Here is a 25,372-nt window from a genome sequence, read left to right as displayed (position 1 = left end):
GGACTCGACTGCTCACCCGGGCGATCACCGAAACGGACGGAACGGACCTCAGGCCGGCGCGACGAAACCGGATTCGTACGCGGCGATCACCGCCTGGGTCCGATCGCGGGCCCCGAGCTTGGCGAGCACGGCGCTGACATGCGACTTGACCGTCTCGGTGCCGACCACGAGATCCGCGGCGATCTCCGCGTTCGAGCGGCCCCGCGCCATCAGCCGCAGCACCGCCGCCTCGCGCTCGGTCAGCGCGGCCCGCTCCATCGCGGCCCGGGCCGACGCGTTGCCGTACGAGGCCGCCAGTTTCCGCACCGCCGCCGGAAAGAGGAGGGACTCACCGGCCGCGACGAGCCGCACCGCGTGCACGATCTCGGCGGGCCGCGCCCGCTTCAGCAGAAACCCGTCGGCGCCCGCGCGCAGCGCCCCGTACACGTACTCGTCGTTCTCGAAGGTCGTGATGACGAGGATCTTCGGCGGCCGGTCCACGGCGCGCAGCACCGCGCGCGTGGCCTCGATCCCGTCGAGCAGCGGCATCCGTACGTCCATCGCGACGACATCGGGCCGCAGTTCACGCACCAGCGGGATCACCGCCGCGCCGTCGGCCGCCTCACCCACCACCTCGATGTCCGGCTGGGCCTCCAGCACGGCGCGCAGACCGGCGCGGACCAGGGGTTCGTCGTCGACGAGAAGCACGGTGAGCGGCACGCGGCCAGCCTAGGTCACCCCACCGGCAGGTCGACGTGCACCTGCCATTCCTCCCCGACCGGTCCGGTGCGTGCCCGCCCGCCCAGCAGCGCGGCCCGCTCCCGCATCCCGCGCAGCCCGCTCCCCGTGCCGCCGGTTCCGGAGCCCGCTCCCGCGGGCAGGTCGTTGCGCACGTCCAGGGTCAGCCGCCCGCCGGCCACGGTGAGCGCGACCCGGACCGGGACGGTGCCGCAGTGCCGCAGGACGTTCGTGAGCGCCTCCTGAAGGATCCGGTAGCCCTCCCGCGAGACCGGCCCCGGCACCGTCTCCAGCGGGCCGCACACCGTCACGTCGACCTTCGCGCCCGAGGCCCGCGCCGAGTCGAGCAGCCGGTCCGCGTCCTGGAGCGTGGGCCGGGCGCCCACCGGCTGCTCCGCCTCCCGCAGCACCACCAGGACCCGCTCCAGGTCCTCCAGAGCGGCCCGGCCGGTCTCCTCGATGGCGTCCAGCGCGCGGTCCGTGAACGCCGGATCGCCCGCCGCCCGCGCCGCGCCCGCCTGCACCACCGCGACCGTCAGCGCGTGCCCGATGGAGTCGTGCAGCTCCCGCGCGATGCGATTGCGCTCCAGCAACTGCTCGGTGCGCTCCTCCAGCGTCGCGAGCCGCTCGGCCGCGGAGGGGCCGAGCAGCATGAGGGCGGCCCGCGCCATCAGCCGTCCCGAGCCCTCCACCACGTACAACAGGGCGAGCAGCACGACCGGGACGAGCAGCGCGCACCACCAGCCCCGGTCGGGCAGCGGCAGCGGCGACACCGTGCCCGCCGGCTGCCCCGTCGCGGCGCCCACCGACTCCAGCACGATCGCCATCAGCTGGCTCGTCGCGAGTGCCACCGAGAGGCCCAGGAACAGACGCAGCACCAGCCACATGGCCGTCCTGCCCCGGTCCCGCCACGACGCCGACGGGGCGACCGAGATGCCGCGCTCCGCGCCGTCGCCCGCCACGCGCGCGTGCCCGCCGGGAAACAGCATGAGCCGCGCCTGCAGCCCCTCCGCGCGCCGGACCGCCGGCACCAGGCCCACCAGCACGAGCACCGGCACCGGAACGGCATAGACGAGCGCCCAGTTCCCCACCGTGGGGGACGACAGCCCCGGATAGATCGCACCGCACACGAAGGCGAACACCGAGGCGCACAGCAGGTGCAGCCAGCGGGTGTAGGTCACCGCGCGGAGCAGCGGTCTCAGGAGGCGTGGCATGCGGCCATCGTGCCAGCCGCTCCGGCGTCGACGGCTCCCCCGCGTGGGGGAGAGGGAGCCCACCGGCGGGGGAGGACCGAAGCCCCGCCCACAGGCCAGGCTGATGTCATGACCAGCATCGACGTCCAGGACCTCACCAAGGAGTACGGCACGACGCGCGCCGTGGACCGGCTGACCTTCCGGGTCGAGCCCGGCCGCGTCACCGGATTCCTCGGCCCGAACGGCGCCGGCAAGTCCACCACCATGCGCCTCGCCCTCGGCCTCGACCACCCCACCTCCGGGCAGGTGCTCATCGGTGGCCGCCCCTACGCGTCGTACGACGAACCACTGCGCCTGGTGGGCGCGTTGCTCGACCCGCAGGCCGCCCACGGCGCCCGCACCGCGCGCGACCACCTCCGGGTGCTCGCCGCCGCCAACCGCATCCCCGCGCGGCGCGTCGACGACGTGCTCGAACAGGCCGGGATCGCTGCGGTGGCCGGCCGCCGCGTGAAGACGTTCTCGCTCGGGATGCGTCAGCGCCTCGGCATCGCTGCGGCGCTGCTCGGCGACCCCGCCGTGGTCCTCCTCGACGAGCCGTCCAACGGGCTCGACCCCGAAGGCATCGTCTGGATCAGGGAGTTGATGCGCGGCCTCGCACGCGCGGGACGCACCGTCCTGGTCTCCAGCCACCTCATGAACGAGACCGCGACCTTCGCCGACCACCTCGTCGTCCTCGGCCGCGGGCGGCTGCTCGCCGACACCTCGATGCCCGACTTCATCGCCACCCACAGCACCCGCCGGGTCCGCGTGCGCACCACCGAACCCGACCGGCTGCGCGCCGCGCTCGCGCGCGCGGGCCACCCGGTCGCACCCACGGACGACGGCCGCCTCACCGTCACCGGTGCCACCGCCGCCGACGTGGGTGCCCTGGCCGCGGCCGACGGCATCCCCGTGCTCGAACTCGCCGATGAACAGGGTTCGTTGGAAGAGGCCTACCTCGCCCTCACCGCCGCGGACGCCGAGTTCGCCGCCACGCCCCTCCAGGAGGCCTGACCGTGTCCACCACCGCCGTACTGCACTCCGAGTGGATCAAGATCAGATCGCTGCGCGGCAGCCTCGGCTCGCTCCTCGCCGTGTTCGTGGCCACCGTCGCGATCACGGCTCTCGTGTTCGCCACCGTCGGCCGCGCCGAGGCCGACAACGGGGACGACCCGCTCTTCGGCGCCTTCTACGCCCTCAACTTCGGCCAGATCGCGGCCCTCGCCTTCGGCGCCACCGCCGTCTCCGGCGAGTACCTCAACGGCGCGCTGCGGTTGTCGCTCGCCGCCGTCCCCGACCGCACCCTCTTCTACGGCGCGAAGATGGCGGTCGTGGGCGGCAGCGCGCTGGTCACGGGCACCGCCACGTCCTTCACGGCGTTCCTCGCCGGGCAGGCGTTCCTCGGGACCGACGCGCTCGGCCTCGACGACCCGGGCGCGCTGCGGGCCTGCGCCGGCGGCGGTCTGTACCTCGCGCTGATGGCACTGCTCGCGGCGGGACTCACGGCCGTACTGCGCAGCGCCGTCGTCGTGTTGAGCATTCTCGTGCCGTTCCTGCTGATCGTGTCGTTCGTCGTCGGCGACGTCGCGGGATCGGCCGCCGACTTCCTGCCCGACCACGCCGGCCAACAGGTCCTGCGCCAGGACCCCGTGGGCGCTCTCGGCCCCTGGACCGGACTCGCCGTGGCCGCGCTGTGGTCCGCGGCCGCTGTCCTCGCCGGCTGGTGGACGGTGCGCCGCAGGGACGCCTGACGGTCGGTCGGCCCGTTGTCAGTGGCGGCCGCTTTACTGGAGGCATGAACACCGCGGAGCAACTCGCGACGATCGACCTGCTGCGGGCCGCCCCCTTCCCGGCCGAGCACGGCAGGTCCGCCGTGGGCTGGGGCGGGCCCGGGTTCGTGACGGCGGAGCTGACCGAGCGGGACGGGCCGCGCGACGTGGCGGAGGCCCAGGCGGACGCGGACCGCGACGGCCTGTCCGCGCTGCTCACCGCGCGCTGGGGAGAGCCGTACCGGTTCAGTCTGTGGAGCGTCCACACCCGGGCGCTGGAGCACGGCGAGGAGATACCCGAGCCCTGGGGCTGGCTCAGCGCCAGCGCCCAGGACGTCCATCTGTGGAGCGCCGACGAGCGATGGGTGGCCCTCGCCGTGTCCCACCAGGGTGACGACCAGCCGTACCAACTGCTCGCCGTGATCACGGATGTCGCCCCTCCGTAGCCCCCCAGTGGCACACATGTGCGGAACTCCCGTGCCACCATGGGATCTTGAGCCCGGCCTGGAGCCCACCGGCCGCACACCGCACGAAGGAGAGCACATGAGCGACGACAGCGCGCAGCAGCCGGGGGAGCGGATCGCCAGCCACATCGCGCACAACGCCCGTGTGTGGAACTACTGGCTGGGCGGCAAGGACCACTACGAGGTGGACGAGAAGGTCGGCGACATGGTGACGTCCATGTACCCGAGCATCGGCGAGGTCGCCCGCGCCGACCGCGCCTTCCTGGGCCGCGCCGTCGGCTTCCTCGCCGGGGAGGCGGGCATCCGCCAGTTCCTCGACGTCGGCACGGGCCTGCCCACCGTGGACAACACGCACGAGGTGGCCCAGCGCATCGCGCCCGACGCCCGCATCGTCTACGTCGACAACGACCCGATCGTGCTCACCCACGCGCGCGCCCTGCTCACCAGCTCCGCCGAGGGCGCCACCAGCTACGTGGACGCGGACGCGCGCGACCCGCGGGCGATCGTGGAGGCCGCGTCCGAGACCCTCGACTTCGACCGGCCCGTCGCGGTCATGCTCCTCGGCATCCTGAACTTCGTCCTCGACACCGAGGAGGCCGCGGCCATCGTGCGCCGCCTCGTCGACGCGATCCCCTCGGGCAGCTACGTCGTCCTGACCCACCCGACGCTGGAACTGGGCGGGGAGGGCAACGAGGCGGCGATGAAGTTCTGGAACGAGAACGCGACACCTCCGATCACCGCCCGCACCGGCGCCGAGGTCACCGCGTTCCTCGACGGCCTGGAGATCGTCGAGCCCGGTCTCGTCTCGTGCGCCCGCTGGCGCACCGAAGGCACCGAAGAAGGGCCGCTGGTCGCCCAGTTCGGGATCGTGGCCCGCAAGCCGTAGCTAGTGCCCCGGCAGGTCGGGGGAGGACGCCGCGACGCGCAGCCGGGCGAACTCCTCCGCCATCGTCACCGCCGTCCAATGCGCGTTCAGGCCGCTGGGGTTGGGCAGCGCCCACACCCGGGCGCCCCCGACCGTCCGCTCCTGCGGCCCGATCCGCGCCTTCGGCTCGCCGAAGGCCGCCCGGTACGCGGTCACGCCCACCACGGCGAGCCACGCCGGCCGCAGCCCCGCGACCTTCTCCTCCAGCAGACGGCCGCCCTCGCGGTACTCCTCGGCGCTCAGCTCGTCCGCGCGCGCCGTGGCCCGCGCGACCACGTTCGTGATGCCGAGCCCGTACGACAGCAGTTCCTCCTGCTCGGCGGGCTTGAGCTGCCGGGGTGTGAACCCGGACAGATGCAGCACCGGCCAGAAGCGATTGCCGGGCCGCGCGAAGTGATGCCCGGTCGCCGCCGTCATCAGGCCGGGGTTGATCCCGCAGAACAGCACGGAGAGGCCGCTCGCGACGACGTCCGGAACCGGACGGTCACGAGCGGCCTCCAGGTCCGCGCGGGTCAGCCGGGTCAGAGGATCGCCCCGGGCGTGTAGCCGGCCGCCTCCGGGTGCTGCTTCACGATCTCCTCGACGCGGGCCACGATCTGCGCCACCTGACCGGCGGCCGCACCGGTGAACGACAGCTTGTCCGCCATCAGTTCGTCGAGCTGCGCACGGTCCAGCGGGATACGGGAGTCGGCCGCCAGCTTGTCGAGCAGCTCGTTGCGCTCGGCGCCCTGCTCGCGCATCGCGAGCGCCGAGGCGACCGCGTTCTCCTTGATGGCCTCGTGGGCCTCCTCGCGGCCGACGCCCGCGCGCACCGACGCCATGAGGACCTTCGTGGTGGCGAGGAACGGCAGGTAGCGGTCCAGCTCACGGGCGACGACGGCCGGGAACGCGCCGAACTCGTCGAGGACCGTCAGGAACGTCTCCAGCAGACCGTCGAGCGCGAAGAACGCGTCCGGCAGCGCGACACGGCGCACCACCGAGCAGGACACGTCGCCCTCGTTCCACTGGTCGCCCGCCAGCTCGCCGGTCATCGACGCGTAGCCGCGCAGGATGACCATCAGGCCGTTGACGCGCTCGCAGGAGCGGGTGTTCATCTTGTGCGGCATCGCCGACGAGCCGACCTGGCCCGGCTTGAAGCCCTCGGTGACCAGCTCGTGCCCGGCCATCAGCCGGATCGTCTTGGCGGTCGACGAGGGCGCCGCGGCCAGCTGCACCAGCGCGGTGACGACCTCGTAGTCGAGCGAGCGCGGGTAGACCTGGCCGACCGACGTGAACGCCTGCGAGAAGCCCAGGTGCGCGGCGATCCGCTGCTCCAGGTCCGCCAGCTTGTCGGCGTCGCCGCCCAGCAGGTCGAGCATGTCCTGAGCGGTGCCGACCGGGCCCTTGATGCCGCGCAGCGGGTAGCGGGTCAGCAGCTCCTCGACCCGGCCGTACGCGACGAGCAGCTCGTCGGTGGCGGTCGCGAAGCGCTTGCCCAGCGTCGTGGCCTGCGCGGCGACGTTGTGCGAGCGGCCCGCCACGACCAGCTCGCCGTACTCGCCGGCCAGCTTGGCGAGGCGCGCGAGGACGGCGACGCTGCGGTCGCGCACCAGCTCCAGGGAGAGCCGGATCTGCAGCTGCTCGACGTTCTCCGTCAGGTCGCGGGACGTCATGCCCTTGTGGACCTGCTCGTGCCCGGCGAGCGCGTTGAACTCCTCGATCCGGGCCTTCACGTCGTGCCGCGTGACCTTCTCGCGCTCGGCGATCGACGCCAGGTCGACCTGGTCGAGCACCCGCTCGTAGTCGGCGATCGCGGCGTCCGGCACCTCGATCCCGAGGTCCTTCTGGGCCTTCAGCACGGCGAGCCAGAGCCGGCGCTCCAGCTTCACCTTCTCCTCCGGCGACCAGAGGGTGGCGAGCTCGGCGGAGGCGTAGCGTCCGGCGAGAACGTTCGGGATACGGGGCTTGGCAGGCGCAGTCACGTGTACGGATTCTACTGGCGATTCGTGCAGGTCGACGCCACGGGCCCGTTCGTTCGAAGCTACGAGGACCGCTCGCTCGTCCCGCCCTGCTCATAGGGCACCAGCTCGGGACGCTTCGGCGGACGGCCGTCGCCCGAGGAGCGGCCGGTCAGCCGGCGCCCGATCCAGGGGCCCAGGTGCTGCTTGGCGAAGCGGGCGTCGGCCACGCGGCGCGCCACCCAGTGGGGCGGTACCGCCGGCGGCAGCACGGCCTGCCAGTCGGACTCCGCCTCGCCGCCGAGGGCCTGCCACACCGCTTCGGCGATCCGCCGGTGGCCCTCCGCCGTCGGGTGCAGCCGGTCCACGTCCCACATGCGCTGGTCGGCCAGGACCGGCGACCCGTACAGGTCGACGACCAGGGCGCCGTGCTTCGCCGCGAGGTCGTCGATGCACGCGTACAGCTCTTCCATGCGGGGCCGGAAGCGCTGCAGCACGGGGCCGTTGCGCCCGGGGCTGTGCATCAGGACGAGCTGCTCGCAGGACGGGGCGAGCCTCTCGACGGCCTCGGTGAGCAGGTCCCGCACCCGGACCATGTCGCACTTGGGGCGCAGCGTGTCGTTGAGCCCTCCGACGAGCGTCACGACGTCGGCCTTCATGGCGGCGGCCACGTCGACCTGCTCGTCGACGATCTGTCCGATGAGCTTGCCGCGCACGGCGAGGTTCGCGTAGCGGAAGCCGGGGCTCTGTGCCGCCATGCGGCCGGCCAGCAGGTCGGCCCAGCCGCGGTAGGAACCGTCGGGCAGGAGATCCGACATGCCCTCGGTGAAGGAGTCGCCGACCGCGACAAGACTGGTGTATTTGGCATTCATCTGCATGGCGCCTGAGATCGTATCCCGGCCGGTGAGCGGCTGCCCGCGCGGCAGGCCCGGGCAGCGGTTTCCGTCGGCGGCATGCCGGGAACAGACACCGCAGCATCACGTCACGGGGGAGTACGCCATGTGGACCGGTTCCTTCTGGAAGGCCACCGCGGAGCGCGCCATCAGAACCTTCGCCCAGGCCCTGGCCGCCGTCCTCGTGGCCGGGGCGACGAACCTGTTGGACGTCGACTGGGCCGCGGCGCTCGGCACGGCCGGTCTCGCCGCGGTGCTCGCCGTGCTCACCGCGGTCGGCACCGCGGGCGTCGGGCCGCACGGCCCCGGGATCCTGGAGGCGCCCACCCCGAGCACGGCAGCGGCGCCCGCCACCGGCGAACCGGCCGCGACCGGCGAACAGGCCGCCTGACCCGCAAGGACCTCAAGGACCTCAAGGACATCGGGGACATCAAGAACCCTCAGGGCCGCAGAAGCTCAGCGCCTCAAGAGCTCAGCGGCGCAGAAGCTCAGCGCCTCACGACGCCACCGGCACAGCCGCTCAAGGCCGCACCTCCCCGTCCGCCACCCGCACCCGCTGCCCGGCGAACCGCTCCCGCAGCCTGCGGTCGTGCGAGACCACGACGAGGGTGCCCGCGTACCCGGCGAGCGCCGCGTCGAGGTCCTCGACGAGCGCGGGGGAGACGTGGTTCGTCGGCTCGTCCAGGAGCAGCAGGTCGGCGGGGCGGGTGACCAGCCGCGCCAGGTCGAGCCGGCGCCGCTGCCCCACGGACAGCCCCCGCACCGGCACGGCCAGGTCCTCCTCGCGGAACAGGCCCAGCGCGAGCAGTCGCCCGGCGTGGTCCTCGGGCAGCCCGCCGAGCCCGGCCGCGAACGCGTCGAGCAACGGCAGCCCCGAACCGTGGTGCGCGACCTCCTGCGGCAGGTAGCCGATGCGCGGCGGGAGCCGGAGCGTGCCGCGATCCGGGGCGAGGCGGCCCGCGAGCAGGGCGAGGAGCGTCGACTTGCCTGCCCCGTTCGGCCCGGTCACCAGCGTCCGTGACCCCGGGGCGAGCGACAGCCGTTCCACCGTGAGCCGCCCCTCGACCACGGCGTCCGTCACGTCGACGGAGCCCAGGAACGGGTGGTCGCCGCCCTCCAGGGCCCCGTCCCCGACCGTGAAGCGCAGCGGGTCGGGCGGCCTCGGCACCGGCTCGGCCCGCAGCCGCCGCAGCCGCTCGCGCGCGTTGCGCACGACGCCCGACACCTGGCCCTCCACGGACCGCTGGTGCTTGGAGAACTTGGCGAACGAGCTGCTGTCCCGCATCCGCCAGCCGCCCGACAGACGTGCGGAGGTGTCCTCGGCGATCCGCTCCTGCCGCTCGACCTCCTCGCGCCACTCCCGGTAGCGCTCCTCCCAGCAGTTGCGCAGCGCGGTCCGCTGCTCCAGATAGCCGTGCCAGCCGTTGCCGTAGCGAGCCACCGAGCGGCGGTCGCCGTCGACCTCGACGATCGCACCGGCCACCCGGTCGAGGAAGACCCGGTCGTGGGTGACGGCGACGACGGTGCCGCGATGCGCGCGCAGCCGGTCCTCCAGCCAGCTCAGCGCCTGGTCGTCCAGGTGGTTCGTCGGCTCGTCCAGGAGCAGCAGCTCGGGCCGCGGGGCGAGGACGCAGGCCAGCGCGAGCCGCGCCGCCTCCCCGCCCGACAGCGAGCCGAGCGTGCGCGAGCGGTCGAGGTGCGCGGCGCCGAGACCGTGCAGGGCGGCCTCGACCCGGGCGTCGGCGCGGTAGCCGTCGCGCGCCTCGAAGGCCGCCACCAGATCGGCGTACGCGGCGAGGCGGGCGCCGTCGGCGGAGCCGAGCGAGGCCTCGGCCGCCCTGATCCGCCGCTCCAGGTCGCGCAGCCCGGCGAGCGCGTGGTCGACGGCGTCCCGCACCGTCGCGTCGGGCGGCAACGGCGCTGTCTGCGCCAGGTAGCCGGTGCCGCCCTCCGCGACGACGCGCACCTCGCCCTCCGCCGGGATCAGTTCGCCCGCCACCAGCCGCAGCAGTGTCGATTTGCCCGAGCCGTTCTCGCCGATGACCCCGACCTTTTCGCCGGGGCGCACCGACAGGGACACCCGGTCGAGCACGGGCCGGTCCGGATAGCCGTACGACACGTCCTTCACCACGAGCTGACTCATCGGGCCCCCTGAGACATCACACGTTCTGACCGAACAGCTCCCGCAGCACGTCCTCCATCGTCACCATGCCGGCGAGCCGGCCGTCCGCGCCGAGCACCGCCGCCACGTGCGTGCGGCTGCCGCGCATCGCGGTGAGCACGTCGTCGAGCGGTGTCGTCTCCCGCACGCGCGCGATGGACCGCATGTCCGGCACCCGGAACGGCAGATCGCGCGGCGCCGCGTCCAGCGCGTCCTTCACGTGCAGATAGCCGACGATGCGCCGCCCGCCGTCCACCACGGGGAACCGCGAGAACCCGGACTCGGCCGACAGCCGCTCCAACTGCTCGGGGGTGACGCCCACGCGCGCGTAGACGACCTTCTCCAGCGGCAGGACGACGTCCTTGATCGGGCGTCGGCCCAGCTCCAGCGCGTCGTGCAGTCGCTCCTGCGCCCGGTCGTCGATCAGGCCCGCCTCGGAGGAGTCCTTGACCATCCGGGCCAGCTCGTCGTCCGAGAACGTGGCCGCGACCTCGTCCTTGACCTCCACGCGCAACAGCTTGAGCAGCGTGTTCGCGAACGCGTTGACGGTGAAGATCACCGGACGCAGGGCCCGCGCCAGCGCCACCAGCGGCGGCCCCAGCAGCAGCGCCGAGCGCACCGGCTCGGCGAGCGCGATGTTCTTCGGCACCATCTCGCCCAGCAGCATGTGCAGATACGTCGCCACGGTCAGGGCGATCACGAACGAGATCGGGTGGACCAGCCCGTGCGGCACCCCGACCGCGTCGAACACCGGCTCCAGGAGGTGCGCGATGGCCGGCTCGGCGACGATGCCGAGCACGAGCGTGCACAGGGTGATGCCGAGCTGCGCCGCGGCGAGCAGCGCCGACACGTGCTGCAGGCCCCACAGGACGCTGCGCGCCCGCCGGTCGCCCTCCTCCGCGTGCGGCTCGATCTGGCTGCGGCGCACGGAGATCAGGGCGAACTCGGCGCCGACGAAGAAGGCGTTGACGACCAGTGTCGCCAGGCCGATCAGCAACTGGATCGCGGTCATCGGGCCTCCTCCTGCGGGGCGCTGTCGGGATGCGGCGTGTGCAGCAGGACACGGGCCGCGCGGTGTCCGTGCGCGTCCACGACGTCCAGCCGCCACCCGGTGACCTCGACGCTGTCGCCGACGTCGGGGATGCGGCCCAGCTCGGTCGCGACGAGTCCGGCCAGCGTCTCGTACGGCCCGTCGGGCACGCGCAGCCCGACGCGGGCGAGCTGGTCGGTGCGGGCGGCGCCGTCGGCCGAGTAGAGGGTGCGGCCCTCCTCGTCGGTGCCCGCGGACGCGATGTCGGGTGTCTCGTGCGGGTCGTGCTCGTCACGGACCTCGCCGACGACCTCCTCGACGATGTCCTCCAGGGTGGCGACACCGGCGGTGCCGCCGTACTCGTCGATGACGACGGCCATGGTGCGCTTGCCGGACAGCCGGTCGAGCAGCCGGTCCACGGTCAGCGACTCGGGGACCAGCAGCGGCTCGCGCAGCAGCTCGGCCACGCGCTTGCGGGACCGCTGCTCGGCGGGCACGGCGAGCACGTCCTTGATGTGCGCGACACCGACGACGGAGTCGAGGTTGCCGCGGTAGACGGGGAACCGGGACAGGCCCGTGGCCCGGGTCGCGTTCGCCACGTCCTCGCAGGTGGCCTGCACGTCGAGGGCCATGACCTGGACCCGTGGCGTCATCACGTTCTCGGCGGTCAGGTCCGCCAGGTTCAGGGTGCGGACGAACAGTTCGGCGGTGTCCGCCTCCAGCGCGCCCTCCTTCGCGGAGTGCCGGGCGAGCGCCATCAGCTCCTGCGGGCCGCGCGCGGAGGCCAGCTCCTCGGTCGGCTCGATCCCGAAACGGCGTACGAGACGGTTCGCCGTGTTGTTCAGGTGCGTGATGAACGGGCGGAACGCGGCGCTGAACCAGCGCTGCGGCGTGGCCACCCGCTTGGCGACGGCCAGCGGCGACGAGATCGCCCAGTTCTTCGGCACCAGCTCGCCGACGACCATCAGGAACACGGTCGACAGGGCGGTGCCCAGCACGAGCGCGACCGAGGTCGACGCCGACGACGGGATGCCGACCGCCTCGAGCGGACCGGCGATGAGCTTGGCGATGGACGGCTCGGCGAGCATGCCGACCACCAGATTGGTGACGGTGATGCCGAGCTGGGCGCCGGACAGCTGGAAGGTCAGGTTCCGTACGGCCTTGAGGGCGCCGGCGGCGCCGCGCTCACCGCGCTCGACCGCGCGTTCCAGATCGCCGCGCTGGACGGTGGTGAGCGAGAACTCCGCCGCGACGAAGGCGCCGCAGATCAGCGAGAGCAGCACTGCGACGGCGAGCAGGAGCACTTCGGTCATCGGGTCACCTCCGTCCCATGATCGGCCAGGGGCGGGAGGGGCGCGCGCTCTCGGGGGCCGCGCAGGGGGACGGACCGGGTACTGGGAGGGTCGCCCATGGGCGGACGCTCACACCTTTCGCAGACGTTCGAATGACTGTCCCATGGTAAAGGATCAGCAAAGCAGGGTCGGCCGGGACGCCGCGCTCAGTCCTCGGCCAGCGGCTTCACCCAGCGGGTCCACTGCTGCTCCGGCGTGTAACCGGCGGCCTTCCACGCATGCTGCGCCCGCTCGTTGCGGTCCAGGACCATCGCGTCGCCCCGCCGCCCGCCGAGCGCCACGAACCGCTCCTCCGCGGCGGCCAGCAGCGCCCCGCCGATCCCCTGCCGACGGGCGTCCGGACGTACCGCCAGCCGGTACAGATGGCACCGCCAGCCGTCGAACCCGGCGATGACCGTGCCCACCAGTTCCCCGCCGCGCTCGGCGAGCAGCAGCGCCCGCGGGTCCCGCGCGACGAGGCGCTCCACGCCCGCTCGGTCGTCGCTGATGCTCGTGCCCTCGGCGGCCGTCTTCCAGAACGCCAGCACGGCGTCGAGGTCGGCGGGAGAGGCGGATCGGATACGGAGTTCGCTCATGGCCCCGATCCCATCACCGGCCTCACCCGGACAGCCGCACATTTCACATCGCGGACACTCACCGGCCCCGCAGCTCCGCGACGACCGTGCCCAGCGCTTCGAGGTACGGCTCCAGGACGGTGACGTACGAGAACCCGTACCGCTCGCGGTGCGCCAGGAGCCGCTCGACGATCTGCTCCCGGGTGCCGATGAGGGCGAGCGGCGACTCCAGCACGTCCCGCTCGGTCAGCTCCGGCATGCGCTCCAGCCAGGGGCGGGCGGCGGCGGAGGGATCGTCCGTCACGGCCACCAGCTGCACCAGGAGGTTCCGCTCGGCGGGCTCGGCCCGGTCCGCCGCGAACTTCCGGTACGCGGCGACCCTGCCGTCGAGCTCGGCGGCAGGCAGCGGCAGCAGGGCGCCGGGGTGCCCCGGGCGGGGCCGGGTCCCGGTGAACCCGACGATGTCCGCGTGCTCGGCGGCCAGGCGCAGCATGCGGTCGCCGTCGCCGCCGATCAGCAGCGGGGGCCGCGGCACCGGGCCCGACGGGTCCCACAGGCGCTCCAACTCCTCGACCGTGCGCAGCAGACGGTCCACCCGGCTGCCGGGAGTGCCCCACGCGACGCCGGCCCGCTCGAACTCCGCGCGGACGTATCCCGTGCCCAGGCCCAGTTCGAGACGGCCGTCCGTGAGGGCGGCCGCGGTCGCGACCTCGCGGGCGAGCAGCACCGGGTTCCAGAAGGCGCAGTTGAGCACGGACGTCCCGACGCGCGGCCGGGTCGTCGCCTGCGCCGCCGCGACGAGCGCCGGGAACGGCGCGGGGCTGTCCAGATGGTCCGGCACCAGGATCGTGTCGTAGCCGAGCTCCTCGGCCCTGCGGCACTTGGCGCGCCAGGCGTCCGCGTCGACAGCGGTCGACAGGGTGACGCCGAAGCGGAACGGTCGGGTCATCAACTCTCCTCGGTTCGCCGCCTGTTGTTCCTCCCAGGGGTAGCAGCGCGCGGGCCGTCGCGGGCCCGGGTCGGCTCTCGGCGAACCGCACCGGCCCACGGGCCCGGCCCGTCACTCGTGGGCGATCGCCGCCAGCACGTTCATCCGTGAGGCCCGCAGCGCGGGAAGCAGCGCCGCCGCGAGGCCCACGAGCACCGAACCGACCACCACCGCCACGATCGTCGGCCAGGGGATCGCCAGCGCCTCCATGCCCTCCAGGGCGAGAACCTGGTGCGCGGACACGCCCCACACCAGGCCGAGGGCGAGCCCGAGCACCGCGCCGAACACCGCGATGACCACCGACTCCAGGCGGATCATGCGCCGCAACTGCCGCCGCGCGAGCCCGATCGCCCGCAGCAGCCCGATCTCCCGGGTCCGCTCCACGACCGACAGCGCAAGGGTGTTGACGACGCCGAGGACCGCGATCACGATCGCCAGGCCGAGCAGCGCGTACACGAGATACAGCAGGACCGCGATCTGGTCGTGGACGAGCTTCTTGTAGTCGGCCAGGTCGCGCACCTGCACCTGCGGATACGGGTCGAGCGTCCGGTCCAGCCGGGTGCGCAGCGTGTCCGGCGAGGTGCCGGCCGCCGCGTTCACGTACACCGCCGAGTCCTGGCCGCCGGGCACGTACTTCTCCAGGGTGCCGAGCCCCATGAAGAAGCCGCCCTGCATGCCGAAGCCGCCGCCCTCCTGGTCGGTGAGGGCGCCCACGGTGAATTCGGCGCGCCGCCCGCCGGGCAGCTCCACCGGCAGCACACTGCCCACCCGCGCCCCGTGGTCGTCCGCGAACTCCTTCTGCAGCGCCACGTGTCGGGGCGCCAGGGCGGCCGCCGTGTCGCCCTGCGCGTACGTCACGTGCGCGACGTCGTCGAGCCGCGTCCCGTACCCGGCGGCCGTCGTCTTCACCCGCTCGCCGTCCGGCATGCGCACCGCGAGCGGGGTGAACCGCTGCCGCACCACCAGGCCGACCCCGTCGGTGGCCTCGATCTTCTCGGTGACCTCCTGCGGGAACGGCATGAAACTCGCGTTCTGCACGGTGAAGTCGGCGCCCAGCGTCCTGTCGATCTGCTCGTCGAACGACTTGCTCATCGAGGCACTCGCCACGGACATGCCCGCGACCAGCGCCAGCCCCACCATGAGGGCACCGGCCGTGGCACCGGTGCGGCGCGGGTTGCGCAGCGCGTTGCGCTGGCTCATCCGGCCGACCGACCCGAACACGGCGGGGAACGCGGCGCCCAGGACGCGGATGACGGGACGGACGAGCAGCGGCCCGGCGATCACCGTCGCCAGCAGCGTCAGCACGATCCCGAGCACGAGCAGCGACCCGGCCGTCCCGGTCCGCGTGGCGGCCGCGCAGCCGACGAGCGCGGCCGCACCCGCCGCGCCGACCACCAGGCCCACGAACGCGCGCACCTTCAGCGGCCGGCCCGCACCGGCGACCTCGGCGTCGGCGAGCGCCGCCATGGGGGAGACGCGGGCCGCCCGCCGCGACGGCAGATACGCGGCCACGAAGGTGACCCCGACGCCGACCGCGAACGAGGCGACGGGTGTGCCCCAACCCACCACCATCTCCGTGGACTTGAGGTTCATCCCGAAGGCGCCCATCAGTTTGATGAGGCCCGCGGCGAGTCCGATCCCCACCCCGAGGCCGACGGCGGAACTGACCAGCCCCAGCAGCACGGCCTCCGTCAGCACCGAACGCCGCACCTGCCTCCGGTCGGCGCCGAGCGCCCGCAGCAGCCCCAACTCCCGTGTCCGCTGGGCGATCAGCATCGAGAACGTGTTGACGATGAGGAAGACGCCCACGAGGACGGCGATGCCCGCGAATCCCAGCATCACGTACTTGATGATGTCGAGGAAGCCGCCCAGATCCTCGGCCGCCGACTTCGCGTCCTCGTCCGCCGTCTCCAACTCGTACGTATTGCCCAGCTGTTGGGCGACCCTCCGCTTGAGCTGTGCGTCGCTCACGCCCGCCGCCGCGTCGAGCGAGATGCTCGTCGCCCGGCCGGGACCGCCGAGCAAGCGGCGCTGTGCGGTGTCCGTGTCCAGGAACACGAGGGCCGCGCCCGGATTCGTGGTGCGGAACGTCGCGATGCCGACGATCTCGACCTTGAACGACCCGGGGCGCGCCATGACGGTGAGCGTGTCCCCGATGCGTACATGCTTCTTGTCGGCGGTGTCCGCGTCGAGCAGGGCCTCGCGGTCGCCGCGCGGCGCGTGCCCCGACGTCAACCGGACCGGACTGCGGTCGGTGGGCTCCCAGTTGGTGGCGATGGTGGGGGCGCCGGTGGTCGGGCCGACCGAGTCGCCCCGCCGGTCGACGACCGTGATGTTCTCCACCCCGGCGTCGAGGTGGGTGGCGGCGACCCCGTCCACCTCCTTGAGCCGGTCGGCCAGGGAGGCGGGCAGCGTACGCACCTCCCCGGACGGCACCGCCTCACCGAGGTCGTCCTCCTTCGGGCTCACCCGCACGTCCGCCGACGTCGAGGCGAACAGCCGGTCGAAGGTGCGGGCCACCGTGTCCGAGAAGATCAGACTGCCCGCGACGAACGCCACCGACAGGACCACGGCCAGCGCCGACAGCACCAGGCGTCCCTTGTGCGCGAAGAAGCTCCGCAGCGTCGCCCTCAGCACGGCTACTGCCCGGGGCCGTGCTGCTCGGCCACCGCGCCGCGGACGACGTCGAACCGCTTCATGCGCTCCAGGACGGCCTCCGGCGTCGGCTCGTGCATCTCGTCGACGAGGCGTCCGTCGCCGAGGAAGAGCACCAGGTCGGCATGGGCGGCCGCGCCCGGGTCGTGCGTCACCATCACCACGGTCTGCCCGAGATCGTCGACCGCCTCGCGCAGGAACCCGAGCACCTCCAGGCCCGCCCGTGAGTCCAGGTTCCCCGTCGGCTCGTCGGCGAAGATCAGCTCCGGCCGGGCCGCGAGGGCCCGCGCGCACGCCACCCGCTGCTGCTGCCCGCCGGACAGCTGCGCGGGCCGGTGCTTCAGCCGGTCCCGCAGCCCGAGCGTGTCGATGACCTGCTCCAGCCACGCGCGGTCCGGGGACCTGCCCGCGATGTCCATCGGCAACGTGATGTTCTCCGCGGCGGTCAGCGTCGGAATGAGGTTGAAGGACTGGAACATGAACCCGATGCGGTCGCGCCGCAGCCGCGTCAGCTCCCGCTCCTTCAGGCCGGTGATCTCCGTGCCGCCCAGCCACACCTGGCCCGCCGACACGGTGTCCAGACCGGCCAGGCAGTGCATCAGCGTGGACTTGCCCGAGCCCGAAGGACCCATCACCGCCGTGAAGCGGCCCCGCGCGATGTCCACGTCCACCGCGTCCAGCGCGAGCACCTGCGTCTCACCGGAGCCGTACGCCTTCGTCAGGCCCCTGGCCCGCGCGGCGGCCACATCCCGGACCACATCCGCATCCCCCACCCCAACTCCCTTGCATAGAAAGCTAGTTGCGCATCAGGTCGGTACGAGGATAGCCCGCACCAGTGGTCTTGCGGGTGCTAGCGCAACGACGCTAGCGTGAGGGCATGGCGAAGACCCAGCTGAACGTGCGGGTGGACGAGGGCACCGCCCGCGCCGCCCGGGAGCGCGCGCTCGCCCGCGGCATGAGCGTCAACCGGTACATCGAGGAGCTGGTCCGACGGGACGCCGGCGAGACCGGCCGGACCTTCGTCGACGCCGCCGCCGACTTCATGAGGCAGTACGAGTCCGTGTTCGCCGAGGAGTTCGGCGCGGACCGCGAAGGCCGGCGCCGTCCCGTTGAGTGAACCGCGCGACCCCGCGCCCCTCGGTATCGATCTCGCCTGGCTGCTCATGATCGCGGAGCAGAAGACCCCGGGCGACCCCCAGGTCACCGACTGGGGCGCCCTCGTCGCGGCCGTCGCCCGGCACGACGCGCGGATCTTCGACGTGCCGGTCTACGAGACCCCGCACGCCCGCGCCGCGGCGCTGCTCCAACTCCTCATCCACATACCGGCGCTGGAGCGATCGAACGCCATGTTCGCCTCCGCCGTCGCCTACGCCTATCTGGTCGCCGGCGGCCTCGACGTGGCCACCTCGCCGGAGCAGGTCCGCGAACTGGCCCGCCTGGTCAAGGACGGCGGCGCGAGCGTCCAGGACATCGAGAAGGAACTGCGCAAGTGGAGCCGGTGACCGCTACGGGGCGTCGCCCTCGGGCCGCCTGGCCGTCCCGAGGACGCAGTACGACGTCGGCAGCCGCGGACCCCGCTCCGGCATCAACAGCTCGCGGTACGCGCCCAGTTCGAACCCGGCGTCCCGCAGCGCGCCCAGCGTGTCCCGGCCCACGTGGCACCCGCCGAACACCCGGGGCCACACCGTCCGGTCCAGCGCCCGCTGCACGCCCCGCATACCGCGCTTCGGCGCCCGTACGTGCTCGAAGAACCGCACCTCGCCACCCGGCCGCACCACCCTGCGCACCTCGGCGAGCGCCCGCGCCACGTCGCGCACGCTGCACAGCACGATGGACAGCACGACCGCGTCGTAGCCCTCGCTCTTCACCGGCAGCGCCTCCGCCGCCCCCGGCACCACGTCCACCGGCACCTGCGCGTGCTGCGCCGCCTCGACCGCCAACTGGCGCAGGATCCGCTCCGGCTCGATGGCGACGACCTCGGAGACGGTGCCCGGGTAGTACGCGAAGTTCAGCCCGTTGCCCGCGCCGACCTCGATGACCCGCCCCGACAACCCGCCGAGCAGCTCGGTGCGCACCGGCCCCATCGTCGGCTCGGCGCGCTCGCTGACGCGGGCGTAGTAGCGCGCGAACACGGGATGGCGCACCACGTCACGCGATGCCCGTCGCACCGCATTGCTACCGAGAGGCGGATTCCGGTCCACCATGGGACCCTCCTAGGCCGGGCCGACTGGTTACGCCGATTGTTCCCCCGAGGGCCCAGAATGAACGGTTCTGCCAGGCCCGGGACCGGACCCGTGCCCGCCCCCGCCCCACGCGTACGGCCTGCTCCCCGGTGTCACCCGAATCGCCGCGCGAACCCCGCCCCGTCCCAGCTCCCGCCCAGCTCGGGCCCGAGCCACCGCGCGGCCCGCTCCCGGAACGCGGCGCCCGCCAGCGCCCCGGCCCCGGCCGGCACCGCCCCCACCAGCGCGGCCCCCGCGACCCCGGGCAGGTCACCCACATTGCACCGCTCCGCAAGGCCCGGCTCCCGCGGCCAGCTCCCGATGACGACCCCCGCCTGGGCGAGGCCCCGCGCGCGCAACGCCTCGGCCGTCAACTGCGTGGAGTTCAACGTCCCGAGCCCCGCCTGCGCCACCACGAGCACCGGCGCGCCGAGCAGCCGCGCCGCGTCCGCCAGCGTCGCCCCCACCTCGTCGAAGTGGACCAGCAGCCCACCGGCCCCCTCAACCAGCACCAGATCGTGCGAGGCCGCCAACTTCAGCGCCGCCTCCGCGACCTGGCCGGGCCGCACCGGAGCGAGCCCCGCCCGCGCCGCCGCCGTGCCCGGTGCCAGCGGCTCCGGAAACCGCGCCAGCTCCACCGGCGTCACCGCCGGCCCCGCCAGCCGCACCACCTCGTCGACATCCCCGGGCTCACCCGGCGCGAGGCCGGTCTGCACCGGCTTGAGCACCGCCACCGACCGTCCGGCGGCCACCGCCACCGCGGCCACCGCGGCCGTCGTCACCGTCTTGCCGATCTCGGTCCCGGTCCCCGTGACCACCAGCACCGTCGAACGCGTCGCCCCGCTCGCCCCGCTCGCCCCGCTCGCCCCACTCATCCCGCTCATCCCTCCCGCGCGGCCGCGCACACCGCGCGCCCGATCCGTGCCAGGTCCTCGTCATCGGTGACGTACGGCGGCATCGTGTAGACGAGGTCGCGGAACGGCCGCAGCCACACACCCTCCGCGACCGCCGCCCGCGTCGCCGCCCGCATGTCCACCTCGTGGCCCAGCTGGACGACCCCGATGGCGCCGAACACCCGCACCTCACGAACTCCGGGCATATCCACGGCAGCTGACAGAGCGTCACGCAGCCCGGTCTCGATCCGCTTGACCTCCGCCCGCCAGTCCTGGCCGAGCAGCAGATCGATCGACGCGCAGGCCACCGCCGCGGCCAGCGGATTGCCCATGAACGTCGGCCCGTGCGCGAGCACCGGCACCTCGCCCCGCGAGATCCCGTCGGCCACCCGCGCCGTGCACAGCGTCGCCGCCAGCGTCAGATAGCCGCCCGTCAGCGCCTTGCCGACACACATCACATCCGGCGTCACCGCCGCGTGTCCGGCCGCGAACAGCGCGCCCGTCCGTCCGAACCCGGTGGCGATCTCGTCGAACACGAGCAGCACGTCGTGCGCGTCGCACGCCTCCCGCAGCACCCGCAGATACGCGGGAGAGTGGAAACGCATCCCACCCGCACCCTGCACCACGGGCTCCACGACGACGGCGGCCAGCTCGTGCGCGTGCCGCCTGACCATCTTCCGCAGATGCTCCGCGTACGACTCCTCGTACGCGCTCGGCGGCGCGTCCGCGAAGACCTGCTGCGGCAGCACCCCCGACCACAGTCCGTGCATCCCGCCCTCCGGGTCGCACACGGACATCGGCTGCCAGGTGTCGCCGTGGTACCCGCCGCGCCAGGTCAGCATCCGGTGCTTCTCGGGCCGGCCGAGCGAGCGCCAGTACTGCAGGCACATCTTGAGGGCTACCTCCACCGACACCGAGCCGGAGTCGGCGAGGAACACATGCTCCAGACCGTCCGGCGACATGTCGACAAGGCGCTTCGCGAGCCGGACGGCGGGCTCGTGCGTGAGCCCGCCGAACATCACATGGCTCATCCGCTCCAACTGGCCGCGCGCCGCCTCGTCGAGGACGGGGTGACGGTAGCCGTGGATCGCGGACCACCACGACGACATGCCGTCCACCAGCTCGCCGTGCCCGGCGATGCGCAGCCGCACCCCGGCCGCCGACTCGACGACCAGAGGCTCCTGCCGGCCCGGCATGGGACCGTACGGATGCCAGACGTGCTGCCGGTCGAGCGCCAGCAGCTCGTCGATGCGCGGGTCAGGCATTGGGCGCGACATCCGTCCCCGCGCCCCGGCGGCGTACCGCCACCAGATCGGTGCGCGCCTCGGGCACCTCCGCCGCGGGGGTGTCCCCGGAGTCGGAGGCGCACACCGAACCGCATCCGCCGCCCCGGTGCTCCGGCAGCGTCACCTGGTCGGCGCCCTCCACCTCGAACCCGGCGTCCGCGATCATCTCCAGGTCCGCCTTGCCCGCCTGGCCCTCGCTGGTCAGGTAGTCGCCCAGGAAGATGGAGTTGGCGATGTGCAGGGCCAGCGGCTGCATCGAGCGCAGGTGCACCTCGCGCCCGCCCGCGATCCGCACCTCCACGTCCGGGCAGACGAAGCGGACCATGGCCAGAATCCGCAGGCAGCGCTGCGGCGTCAGGTTCCACTCCTTGGCCAGCGGGGTCCCCTCGAAGGGGATCAGGAAGTTCACCGGTACCGAGTCCGGGTCCAGCTCCCGCAGCCCGAACACCACGTCGACCAGGTCCTCGTCGCTCTCGCCCATGCCCGCGATCAGGCCGGAACAGGCCGAGAGCCCGGCCGCGTGCGCCTTCTGTACGGTGTCGACCCGGTCCGCATACGTGTGCGTCGTCGTGATGTCGCCGTACGTGGCCTCGGACGTGTTCAGGTTGTGGTTGTACGCGTCCGCGCCCGCCCCGCGCAGCCGTTCCGCCTGCCCGTCGGAGAGCAGGCCCAGACAGGCGCACACCTCCACGTCCTCGTTCTCGGACTTGATCGCGTCGATCGTCCGCGCCACGCGGTCCACGTCCTTGTCCGTGGGGCCGCGCCCGCTCGCCACCAGGCAGACGCGCTTGGCGCCGCCCGCGACACCGGCGGCCGCCGCCTTGGAGGCCTCGTCGGGCTTGAGCCACGTGTACTTGAGGATCTCCGCCTTGGAGCCGAGGCGCTGCGAACAGTACGAGCAGTCCTCGGGGCACAGCCCCGACTTGAGGTTCACCAGGTAGTTCAGCTTCACCCGGCGTCCGAACCACGTGCGGCGCACCTTGCCGGCCGCCGCGACCACGTCGAGCAGCTCGTCGTCCGACGTCGCCAGCACGGCGAGCGCCTCTTCACGGCTCGGCAGCTCGCGCCGAAGCCCCTTGTCCACCAGCGTGTTCAGCAGGTCCATGGCGCCTGATCCTTGCCTATCGGGACACCCCCGCGAAAGGAGACTTCGTACAAAGGACCGCGTTCGACGTGTGGGTATTGCCACACCCTGACCTTGTAGCGGCAGGGCTAGGGTCTGTGCGTTACCTACAAACAGAGGGAGTCATGGCCACTGCCCCCGTCCGTGCGTTCGGCTGGCTCGACGAGCAGCGCCGTGCCCGTGAGGCCGCCGGCCTCGTGCGCACGCTGCGTCCCCGCCCGGCCGACTCCCCGCTGCTGGACCTCGCGAGCAACGACTACCTGGGCCTGGCCCGTCACCCCGAGGTCGTCGAGGGCGCCGTCGAGGCCGCGCGCCGCTGGGGCGGCGGGGCGACCGGCTCCCGGCTGGTGACCGGCAGCACCGAGCTGCACGCCCGGCTGGAGCGCGAACTCGCCGAGTTCTGCGGATTCGAGGCCGCGCTCGTGCTGTCCTCCGGCTACGCGGCGAATCTCGCCGCCGTCACGGCGCTCGCCCCGCACGGCTCGCTGATCGTGTCCGACGCGGCCAACCACGCCTCTCTCATCGACGGCTGCCGACTGGCCCGCGGCGCCACCCAGGTCGTGCCGCACGCCGACCCGGCCGCCGTCCGCAAGGCCCTGGGCGCCCACGACGGACCGGCCGTTGTCGTCTCCGACACGGTCTTCTCCGTCGACGGGGACCGTGCGCCGCTCGGTGAACTCGCGGCGTTCTGCCGGGAGTTCGGGGCCGGACTGCTCGTCGACGACGCGCACGGCCTCGGTGTGCTGGGGACCGGCGGGCGGGGCGCGCCGTACGCGGCGGGCCTGGCGGGCGCGGCGGACACCGTCGCCACCGTCACCCTCTCCAAGTCCTTCGGCAGCCAGGGCGGCGCGGTCCTGGGCCCGGCGCACGTCATCGAGCATCTGGTGAACGCGGCCCGTACGTTCATCTTCGACACCGGGCTCGCCCCCGCCGCGGCCGGGGCCGCGCTGGCCGCGCTGCGTCTGCTGCGCCACGAACCGGCGCGCGCCGACCGGGCCCGTGAGGTCGCGACGACCCTGCATCAGCTGCTCACCGCGGCCGGGCTGGCTGCCGTCCGCCCGGACGCGGCGGTGGTCTCCGTGCGCGCGCCTTCACCCGAGGAGGCGGTGCGCTGGGCCGCGGAATGCCGTACGGCGGGTCTTTCGGTGGGCTGTTTCCGCCCGCCGTCCGTACCCGACGGCATTTCGCGGCTGCGACTGACCGCCCGCGCCGACCTCACCGACGTGCAACTCGGCGAGGCCGTGGGGGTGATCAGCCGCACGGCTCCCTACGGCGCTTTCACCGAAGGGAGTTGACGAACCCCTTCCATGCGGAGGACGTGAACAGCAGGGCGGGCCCCGCGGTGTTCTTGGAGTCACGGACGGCCATCAGTCCGGCCGTGGGCCCCGAGGCCAGGGGGGCCGTCTCGACGCAGTTGTTCGCGCCGGTGCTGCGGCTGCTGCGCCGCCACCGGGCGCCGCTGAGCGTCGAGCTGGAGGGAACGGAAGGAACATGCCGAGGCAGTGCAAACATGGTGCCCCCTTACGCAGTGCCGGCCCGGGGCGAGGTGTCGGCGTCCTCGTCCCGCTCGGTTATCCGGCGATCTGTGCGATGAATTCCAACGAGTCCTCGGGTGAAAGCGCACGGAGCGAAAGAGTGTCGAAGGCATCGGTGTACGCCTTGAGGTCTTCTCTCCGCTCGAGGTAGAGGCTACTCGTCAGATGGTCGAGAACAACCACATCCAGATCAGACGTGTTCGGAAATGAGAAGACAACGAAAGGGCCGGTGAGGCCGATGTGGCCACCGGCGGAGAAGGGAAGCACCTGAATCCGGACATGCGGCATCTGGGCCGCCTCGACCAGATGCGCCACCTGCCGTCGCAGGACTCCGGATCCGCCCACCTCGCGCCGCAACACCCCTTCGTCGAGCACCGCGGTCAGTTCCAGCGGCGGCTGCGCCCGCAACACCTCCTGCCGCGCGAGCCGCACCTCCACCAGCGCCTCGATGTGCCGGTCCGGCATACCCGCCAGCACCGAGCGAGTCACCGCGCGCGCGTACTCGTGCGTCTGCAACAGCCCGGGCACCACACTCGTCTCCAGCGTCCGGATCCGGCACGCCTGCGACTCCAGGCTGATGAAGTCGCGGTAGGACGGCGGCAACAGCCCCCGGTAGGCGTGCCACCAATGGTGCCCGCCCGCATCCTCCGCCCCCGCCAACGCAACCACGAGTTCCCGCAGCCGGGGGTCCGTTGTCTCGAACGCGTCGAGCAGGAGCAGCACGTCCGACGCCTTCACGCCGCTGCGTCCTGTCTCGATCCGGCTCACCTTCGACTGGTGCCAGCCGACCAACCGGGCCGCCTCGCCACTGGTCAGTCCGGCCCCGACGCGCAGCGCGCGCAGTTCGGCACCGAGCTTGCGACGGCGGACCGCGGGACCGTATTTCATGCCGACTCCTCACGCTCCTCGGGCCGCGCGGCCGGACTCCTCCCTGGCCCCGTGCGGCGTGGCTCCTGAGGAGACGGTAGAGGAACCGGCGTGCGCTCGCCCAAATACGGTCTACCGTCGCAGAGTTCACCGCTTCGAGCGACAGATATATGCATATCTTGAGGGATCGGCACCACGGAAGGGCATCCAAGTGGCAGTCTGGCGCGAAGAGCAGTCGGGGGCCGCACGCCAGCGAACCGCCAGAGTCGGGCGCGCGACCCCGGTGGGAAAGGGACGACGTCGCCATGGCAGACCACCAGGAAGCATCCGTCACGCTGCCGAGCGATCCTGCCTCGGTGCCAGCGGCCCGCAAGTACGTCAGCAATGTACTGGCGGAATGGGGCATGCCGGGTGACACCGAAGCGGCCGACACCGTGCGCCTGATCGTCTCGGAGCTCGCGACCAACGCGGTGCAGCACACGCTCGGCCAGTCGCCCACCTTCACCGTCGACGTGGAGCTCGAACGCGACGAGCGCCTGCGCATCGGCGTCACCGACAGCCACCCGCGCTACCCCAAGCGACTGCCCGCCGCCGTGCAGCAGGACAACGGGCGCGGCATGGTCATCATCCGCTGTCTCACCGCGGAGTGCGGCGGAAGACTCTCGGTGGCGCCCACCCCGGAGGGCGGCAAGACCGTATGGATCGCCCTGCCCTGGATCACCAGGGTCAACGGCGCCAACAACCGCCCCGCATCCGCCTGCTGACGAAG

General features: G+C 72.9%; 27 protein-coding genes. 9 read left to right on the top strand and 18 right to left on the bottom strand.

Translation table 11 applies throughout. The features are described from left to right. Positions 1–48: 48 nt before the first annotated feature. Both ACVHNB_RS25775 and ACVHNB_RS25770 read right to left on the bottom strand, forming a co-directional pair. Positions 49–699, bottom strand: coding sequence for a response regulator transcription factor (locus tag ACVHNB_RS25775; protein WP_428956313.1), 651 nt, complete (start codon positions 697–699; stop codon positions 49–51). Between the two features lie 14 nt (positions 700–713). Further along, complete coding sequence (locus ACVHNB_RS25770) at positions 714–1,931, bottom strand: sensor histidine kinase (protein WP_456226016.1); 1,218 nt, start codon at positions 1,929–1,931, stop codon at positions 714–716. A 108-nt stretch (positions 1,932–2,039) separates the two neighbouring features. Between ACVHNB_RS25770 and ACVHNB_RS25765 the strand changes: the two genes are divergently transcribed. From ACVHNB_RS25765 to ACVHNB_RS25750, 4 genes are all read left to right on the top strand, one after another. After that, positions 2,040–2,963 (top strand): ABC transporter ATP-binding protein, encoded by a 924-nt coding sequence (locus tag ACVHNB_RS25765; RefSeq protein ID WP_456226015.1) that lies wholly within the window; start codon positions 2,040–2,042, stop codon positions 2,961–2,963. Next, complete coding sequence (locus ACVHNB_RS25760) at positions 2,960–3,700, top strand: ABC transporter permease (RefSeq protein WP_456228949.1); 741 nt, start codon at positions 2,960–2,962, stop codon at positions 3,698–3,700. Before ACVHNB_RS25765 ends, ACVHNB_RS25760 begins: the two co-directional genes overlap by 4 nt. Before the next feature lie 44 nt (positions 3,701–3,744). Next, on the top strand, positions 3,745–4,164 hold the full coding sequence (locus ACVHNB_RS25755) for a hypothetical protein (protein ID WP_428956316.1): 420 nt from the start codon (positions 3,745–3,747) through the stop codon (positions 4,162–4,164). A 97-nt stretch (positions 4,165–4,261) separates the two neighbouring features. Continuing rightward, positions 4,262–5,068 carry an SAM-dependent methyltransferase gene (locus tag ACVHNB_RS25750; protein ID WP_428956317.1) on the top strand — a complete coding sequence of 269 codons (807 nt, stop codon included), beginning with the start codon at positions 4,262–4,264 and terminating at the stop codon, positions 5,066–5,068. Here the strand turns inward: ACVHNB_RS25750 and mug are convergent, their stop codons facing one another. Genes mug through ACVHNB_RS25735 form a run of 3 tightly spaced genes read right to left on the bottom strand, consistent with a single transcriptional unit; the run spans position 5,069 to position 7,922 of the window. Continuing rightward, positions 5,069–5,632: a G/U mismatch-specific DNA glycosylase gene (gene mug / locus ACVHNB_RS25745; RefSeq protein WP_456228948.1), complete on the bottom strand. Its 564-nt coding sequence runs from the start codon at positions 5,630–5,632 to the stop codon at positions 5,069–5,071. It lies immediately after the preceding gene. Continuing rightward, complete coding sequence (purB, locus tag ACVHNB_RS25740; RefSeq protein ID WP_456226014.1) at positions 5,629–7,068, bottom strand: adenylosuccinate lyase; 1,440 nt, start codon at positions 7,066–7,068, stop codon at positions 5,629–5,631. Before purB ends, mug begins: the two co-directional genes overlap by 4 nt. A gap of 59 nt (positions 7,069–7,127) precedes the next feature. Further along, a complete protein-coding gene (locus tag ACVHNB_RS25735) occupies positions 7,128–7,922 on the bottom strand; it encodes an SGNH/GDSL hydrolase family protein (protein ID WP_456226013.1) in 795 nt (264 codons plus the stop codon). Positions 7,923–8,043: 121 nt separating this feature from the next. Between ACVHNB_RS25735 and ACVHNB_RS25730 the strand changes: the two genes are divergently transcribed. Beyond that, a complete protein-coding gene (locus tag ACVHNB_RS25730; protein WP_428956320.1) occupies positions 8,044–8,328 on the top strand; it encodes a holin in 285 nt (94 codons plus the stop codon). A gap of 129 nt (positions 8,329–8,457) precedes the next feature. Here the strand turns inward: ACVHNB_RS25730 and abc-f are convergent, their stop codons facing one another. The 7 genes from abc-f to ACVHNB_RS25695 form a co-directional block, all read right to left on the bottom strand. After that, entirely contained in the window at positions 8,458–10,080 is a 1,623-nt protein-coding gene (abc-f, locus tag ACVHNB_RS25725; RefSeq protein WP_456226012.1) for a ribosomal protection-like ABC-F family protein, read from the bottom strand. Between the two features lie 16 nt (positions 10,081–10,096). Beyond that, positions 10,097–11,110 carry a hemolysin family protein gene (locus ACVHNB_RS25720; RefSeq protein ID WP_428956322.1) on the bottom strand — a complete coding sequence of 338 codons (1,014 nt, stop codon included), beginning with the start codon at positions 11,108–11,110 and terminating at the stop codon, positions 10,097–10,099. Beyond that, on the bottom strand, positions 11,107–12,441 hold the full coding sequence (locus ACVHNB_RS25715; RefSeq protein ID WP_456226011.1) for a hemolysin family protein: 1,335 nt from the start codon (positions 12,439–12,441) through the stop codon (positions 11,107–11,109). Before ACVHNB_RS25715 ends, ACVHNB_RS25720 begins: the two co-directional genes overlap by 4 nt. Positions 12,442–12,626: 185 nt before the next feature. Then, on the bottom strand, positions 12,627–13,055 hold the full coding sequence (locus ACVHNB_RS25710; protein ID WP_428956324.1) for a GNAT family N-acetyltransferase: 429 nt from the start codon (positions 13,053–13,055) through the stop codon (positions 12,627–12,629). Between the two features lie 58 nt (positions 13,056–13,113). Beyond that, positions 13,114–13,983, bottom strand: a complete 870-nt coding sequence (locus tag ACVHNB_RS25705) for a TIGR03621 family F420-dependent LLM class oxidoreductase (RefSeq protein WP_456226010.1) — start codon at positions 13,981–13,983, stop codon at positions 13,114–13,116. A 111-nt stretch (positions 13,984–14,094) separates the two neighbouring features. Continuing rightward, positions 14,095–16,659 carry an ABC transporter permease gene (locus ACVHNB_RS25700; protein WP_456226009.1) on the bottom strand — a complete coding sequence of 855 codons (2,565 nt, stop codon included), beginning with the start codon at positions 16,657–16,659 and terminating at the stop codon, positions 14,095–14,097. Between the two features lie 2 nt (positions 16,660–16,661). Then, positions 16,662–17,450, bottom strand: a complete 789-nt coding sequence (locus ACVHNB_RS25695; protein ID WP_428956327.1) for an ABC transporter ATP-binding protein — start codon at positions 17,448–17,450, stop codon at positions 16,662–16,664. A 104-nt stretch (positions 17,451–17,554) separates the two neighbouring features. Between ACVHNB_RS25695 and ACVHNB_RS25690 the strand changes: the two genes are divergently transcribed. Both ACVHNB_RS25690 and ACVHNB_RS25685 read left to right on the top strand, forming a co-directional pair. After that, positions 17,555–17,794 carry a toxin-antitoxin system HicB family antitoxin gene (locus ACVHNB_RS25690; RefSeq protein WP_456226008.1) on the top strand — a complete coding sequence of 80 codons (240 nt, stop codon included), beginning with the start codon at positions 17,555–17,557 and terminating at the stop codon, positions 17,792–17,794. A gap of 46 nt (positions 17,795–17,840) precedes the next feature. Then, positions 17,841–18,179: a fic family toxin-antitoxin system, toxin component gene (locus tag ACVHNB_RS25685; RefSeq protein ID WP_428957734.1), complete on the top strand. Its 339-nt coding sequence runs from the start codon at positions 17,841–17,843 to the stop codon at positions 18,177–18,179. Positions 18,180–18,182: 3 nt separating this feature from the next. Here the strand turns inward: ACVHNB_RS25685 and ACVHNB_RS25680 are convergent, their stop codons facing one another. The 4 genes from ACVHNB_RS25680 to bioB form a co-directional block, all read right to left on the bottom strand. After that, on the bottom strand, positions 18,183–18,881 hold the full coding sequence (locus ACVHNB_RS25680; RefSeq protein WP_428956329.1) for a class I SAM-dependent methyltransferase: 699 nt from the start codon (positions 18,879–18,881) through the stop codon (positions 18,183–18,185). 131 nt (positions 18,882–19,012) lie between these two features. Next, positions 19,013–19,774 (bottom strand): dethiobiotin synthase, encoded by a 762-nt coding sequence (bioD, locus tag ACVHNB_RS25675; RefSeq protein ID WP_456226007.1) that lies wholly within the window; start codon positions 19,772–19,774, stop codon positions 19,013–19,015. Between the two features lie 5 nt (positions 19,775–19,779). Further along, positions 19,780–21,057 carry an adenosylmethionine--8-amino-7-oxononanoate transaminase gene (locus ACVHNB_RS25670; protein WP_456226006.1) on the bottom strand — a complete coding sequence of 426 codons (1,278 nt, stop codon included), beginning with the start codon at positions 21,055–21,057 and terminating at the stop codon, positions 19,780–19,782. Beyond that, positions 21,050–22,183, bottom strand: a complete 1,134-nt coding sequence (gene bioB / locus ACVHNB_RS25665) for a biotin synthase BioB (RefSeq protein WP_428956332.1) — start codon at positions 22,181–22,183, stop codon at positions 21,050–21,052. Before bioB ends, ACVHNB_RS25670 begins: the two co-directional genes overlap by 8 nt. 143 nt (positions 22,184–22,326) lie before the next feature. On the opposite strand from bioB, the gene ACVHNB_RS25660 reads away from it, so the two are divergent. Next, positions 22,327–23,496, top strand: coding sequence for an 8-amino-7-oxononanoate synthase (locus tag ACVHNB_RS25660; protein WP_428956333.1), 1,170 nt, complete (start codon positions 22,327–22,329; stop codon positions 23,494–23,496). Here ACVHNB_RS25660 and ACVHNB_RS25655 read toward each other — a convergent pair. Both ACVHNB_RS25655 and ACVHNB_RS25650 read right to left on the bottom strand, forming a co-directional pair. Then, the gene (locus ACVHNB_RS25655) at positions 23,480–23,713 is read right to left on the bottom strand and encodes a DUF397 domain-containing protein (RefSeq protein ID WP_428956334.1); all 234 of its coding nucleotides are present in this window, start codon (positions 23,711–23,713) and stop codon (positions 23,480–23,482) included. The two genes, ACVHNB_RS25660 and ACVHNB_RS25655, sit on opposite strands and share 17 nt — an antisense overlap. Positions 23,714–23,772: 59 nt before the next feature. Next, positions 23,773–24,624 (bottom strand): helix-turn-helix domain-containing protein, encoded by an 852-nt coding sequence (locus ACVHNB_RS25650; protein WP_428956335.1) that lies wholly within the window; start codon positions 24,622–24,624, stop codon positions 23,773–23,775. A 284-nt stretch (positions 24,625–24,908) separates the two neighbouring features. Here ACVHNB_RS25650 and ACVHNB_RS25645 point away from each other — a divergent pair, with 284 nt between their 5' ends. Continuing rightward, the gene (locus tag ACVHNB_RS25645) at positions 24,909–25,367 is read left to right on the top strand and encodes an ATP-binding protein (RefSeq protein WP_428956336.1); all 459 of its coding nucleotides are present in this window, start codon (positions 24,909–24,911) and stop codon (positions 25,365–25,367) included. Positions 25,368–25,372 lie beyond the last annotated feature (5 nt).

This window comes from Streptomyces sp. YJ-C3, assembly GCF_053891275.1.
Note: the sequence above shows the minus strand (reverse complement) of the source record. Positions and strands in the feature narration are given on the sequence as shown.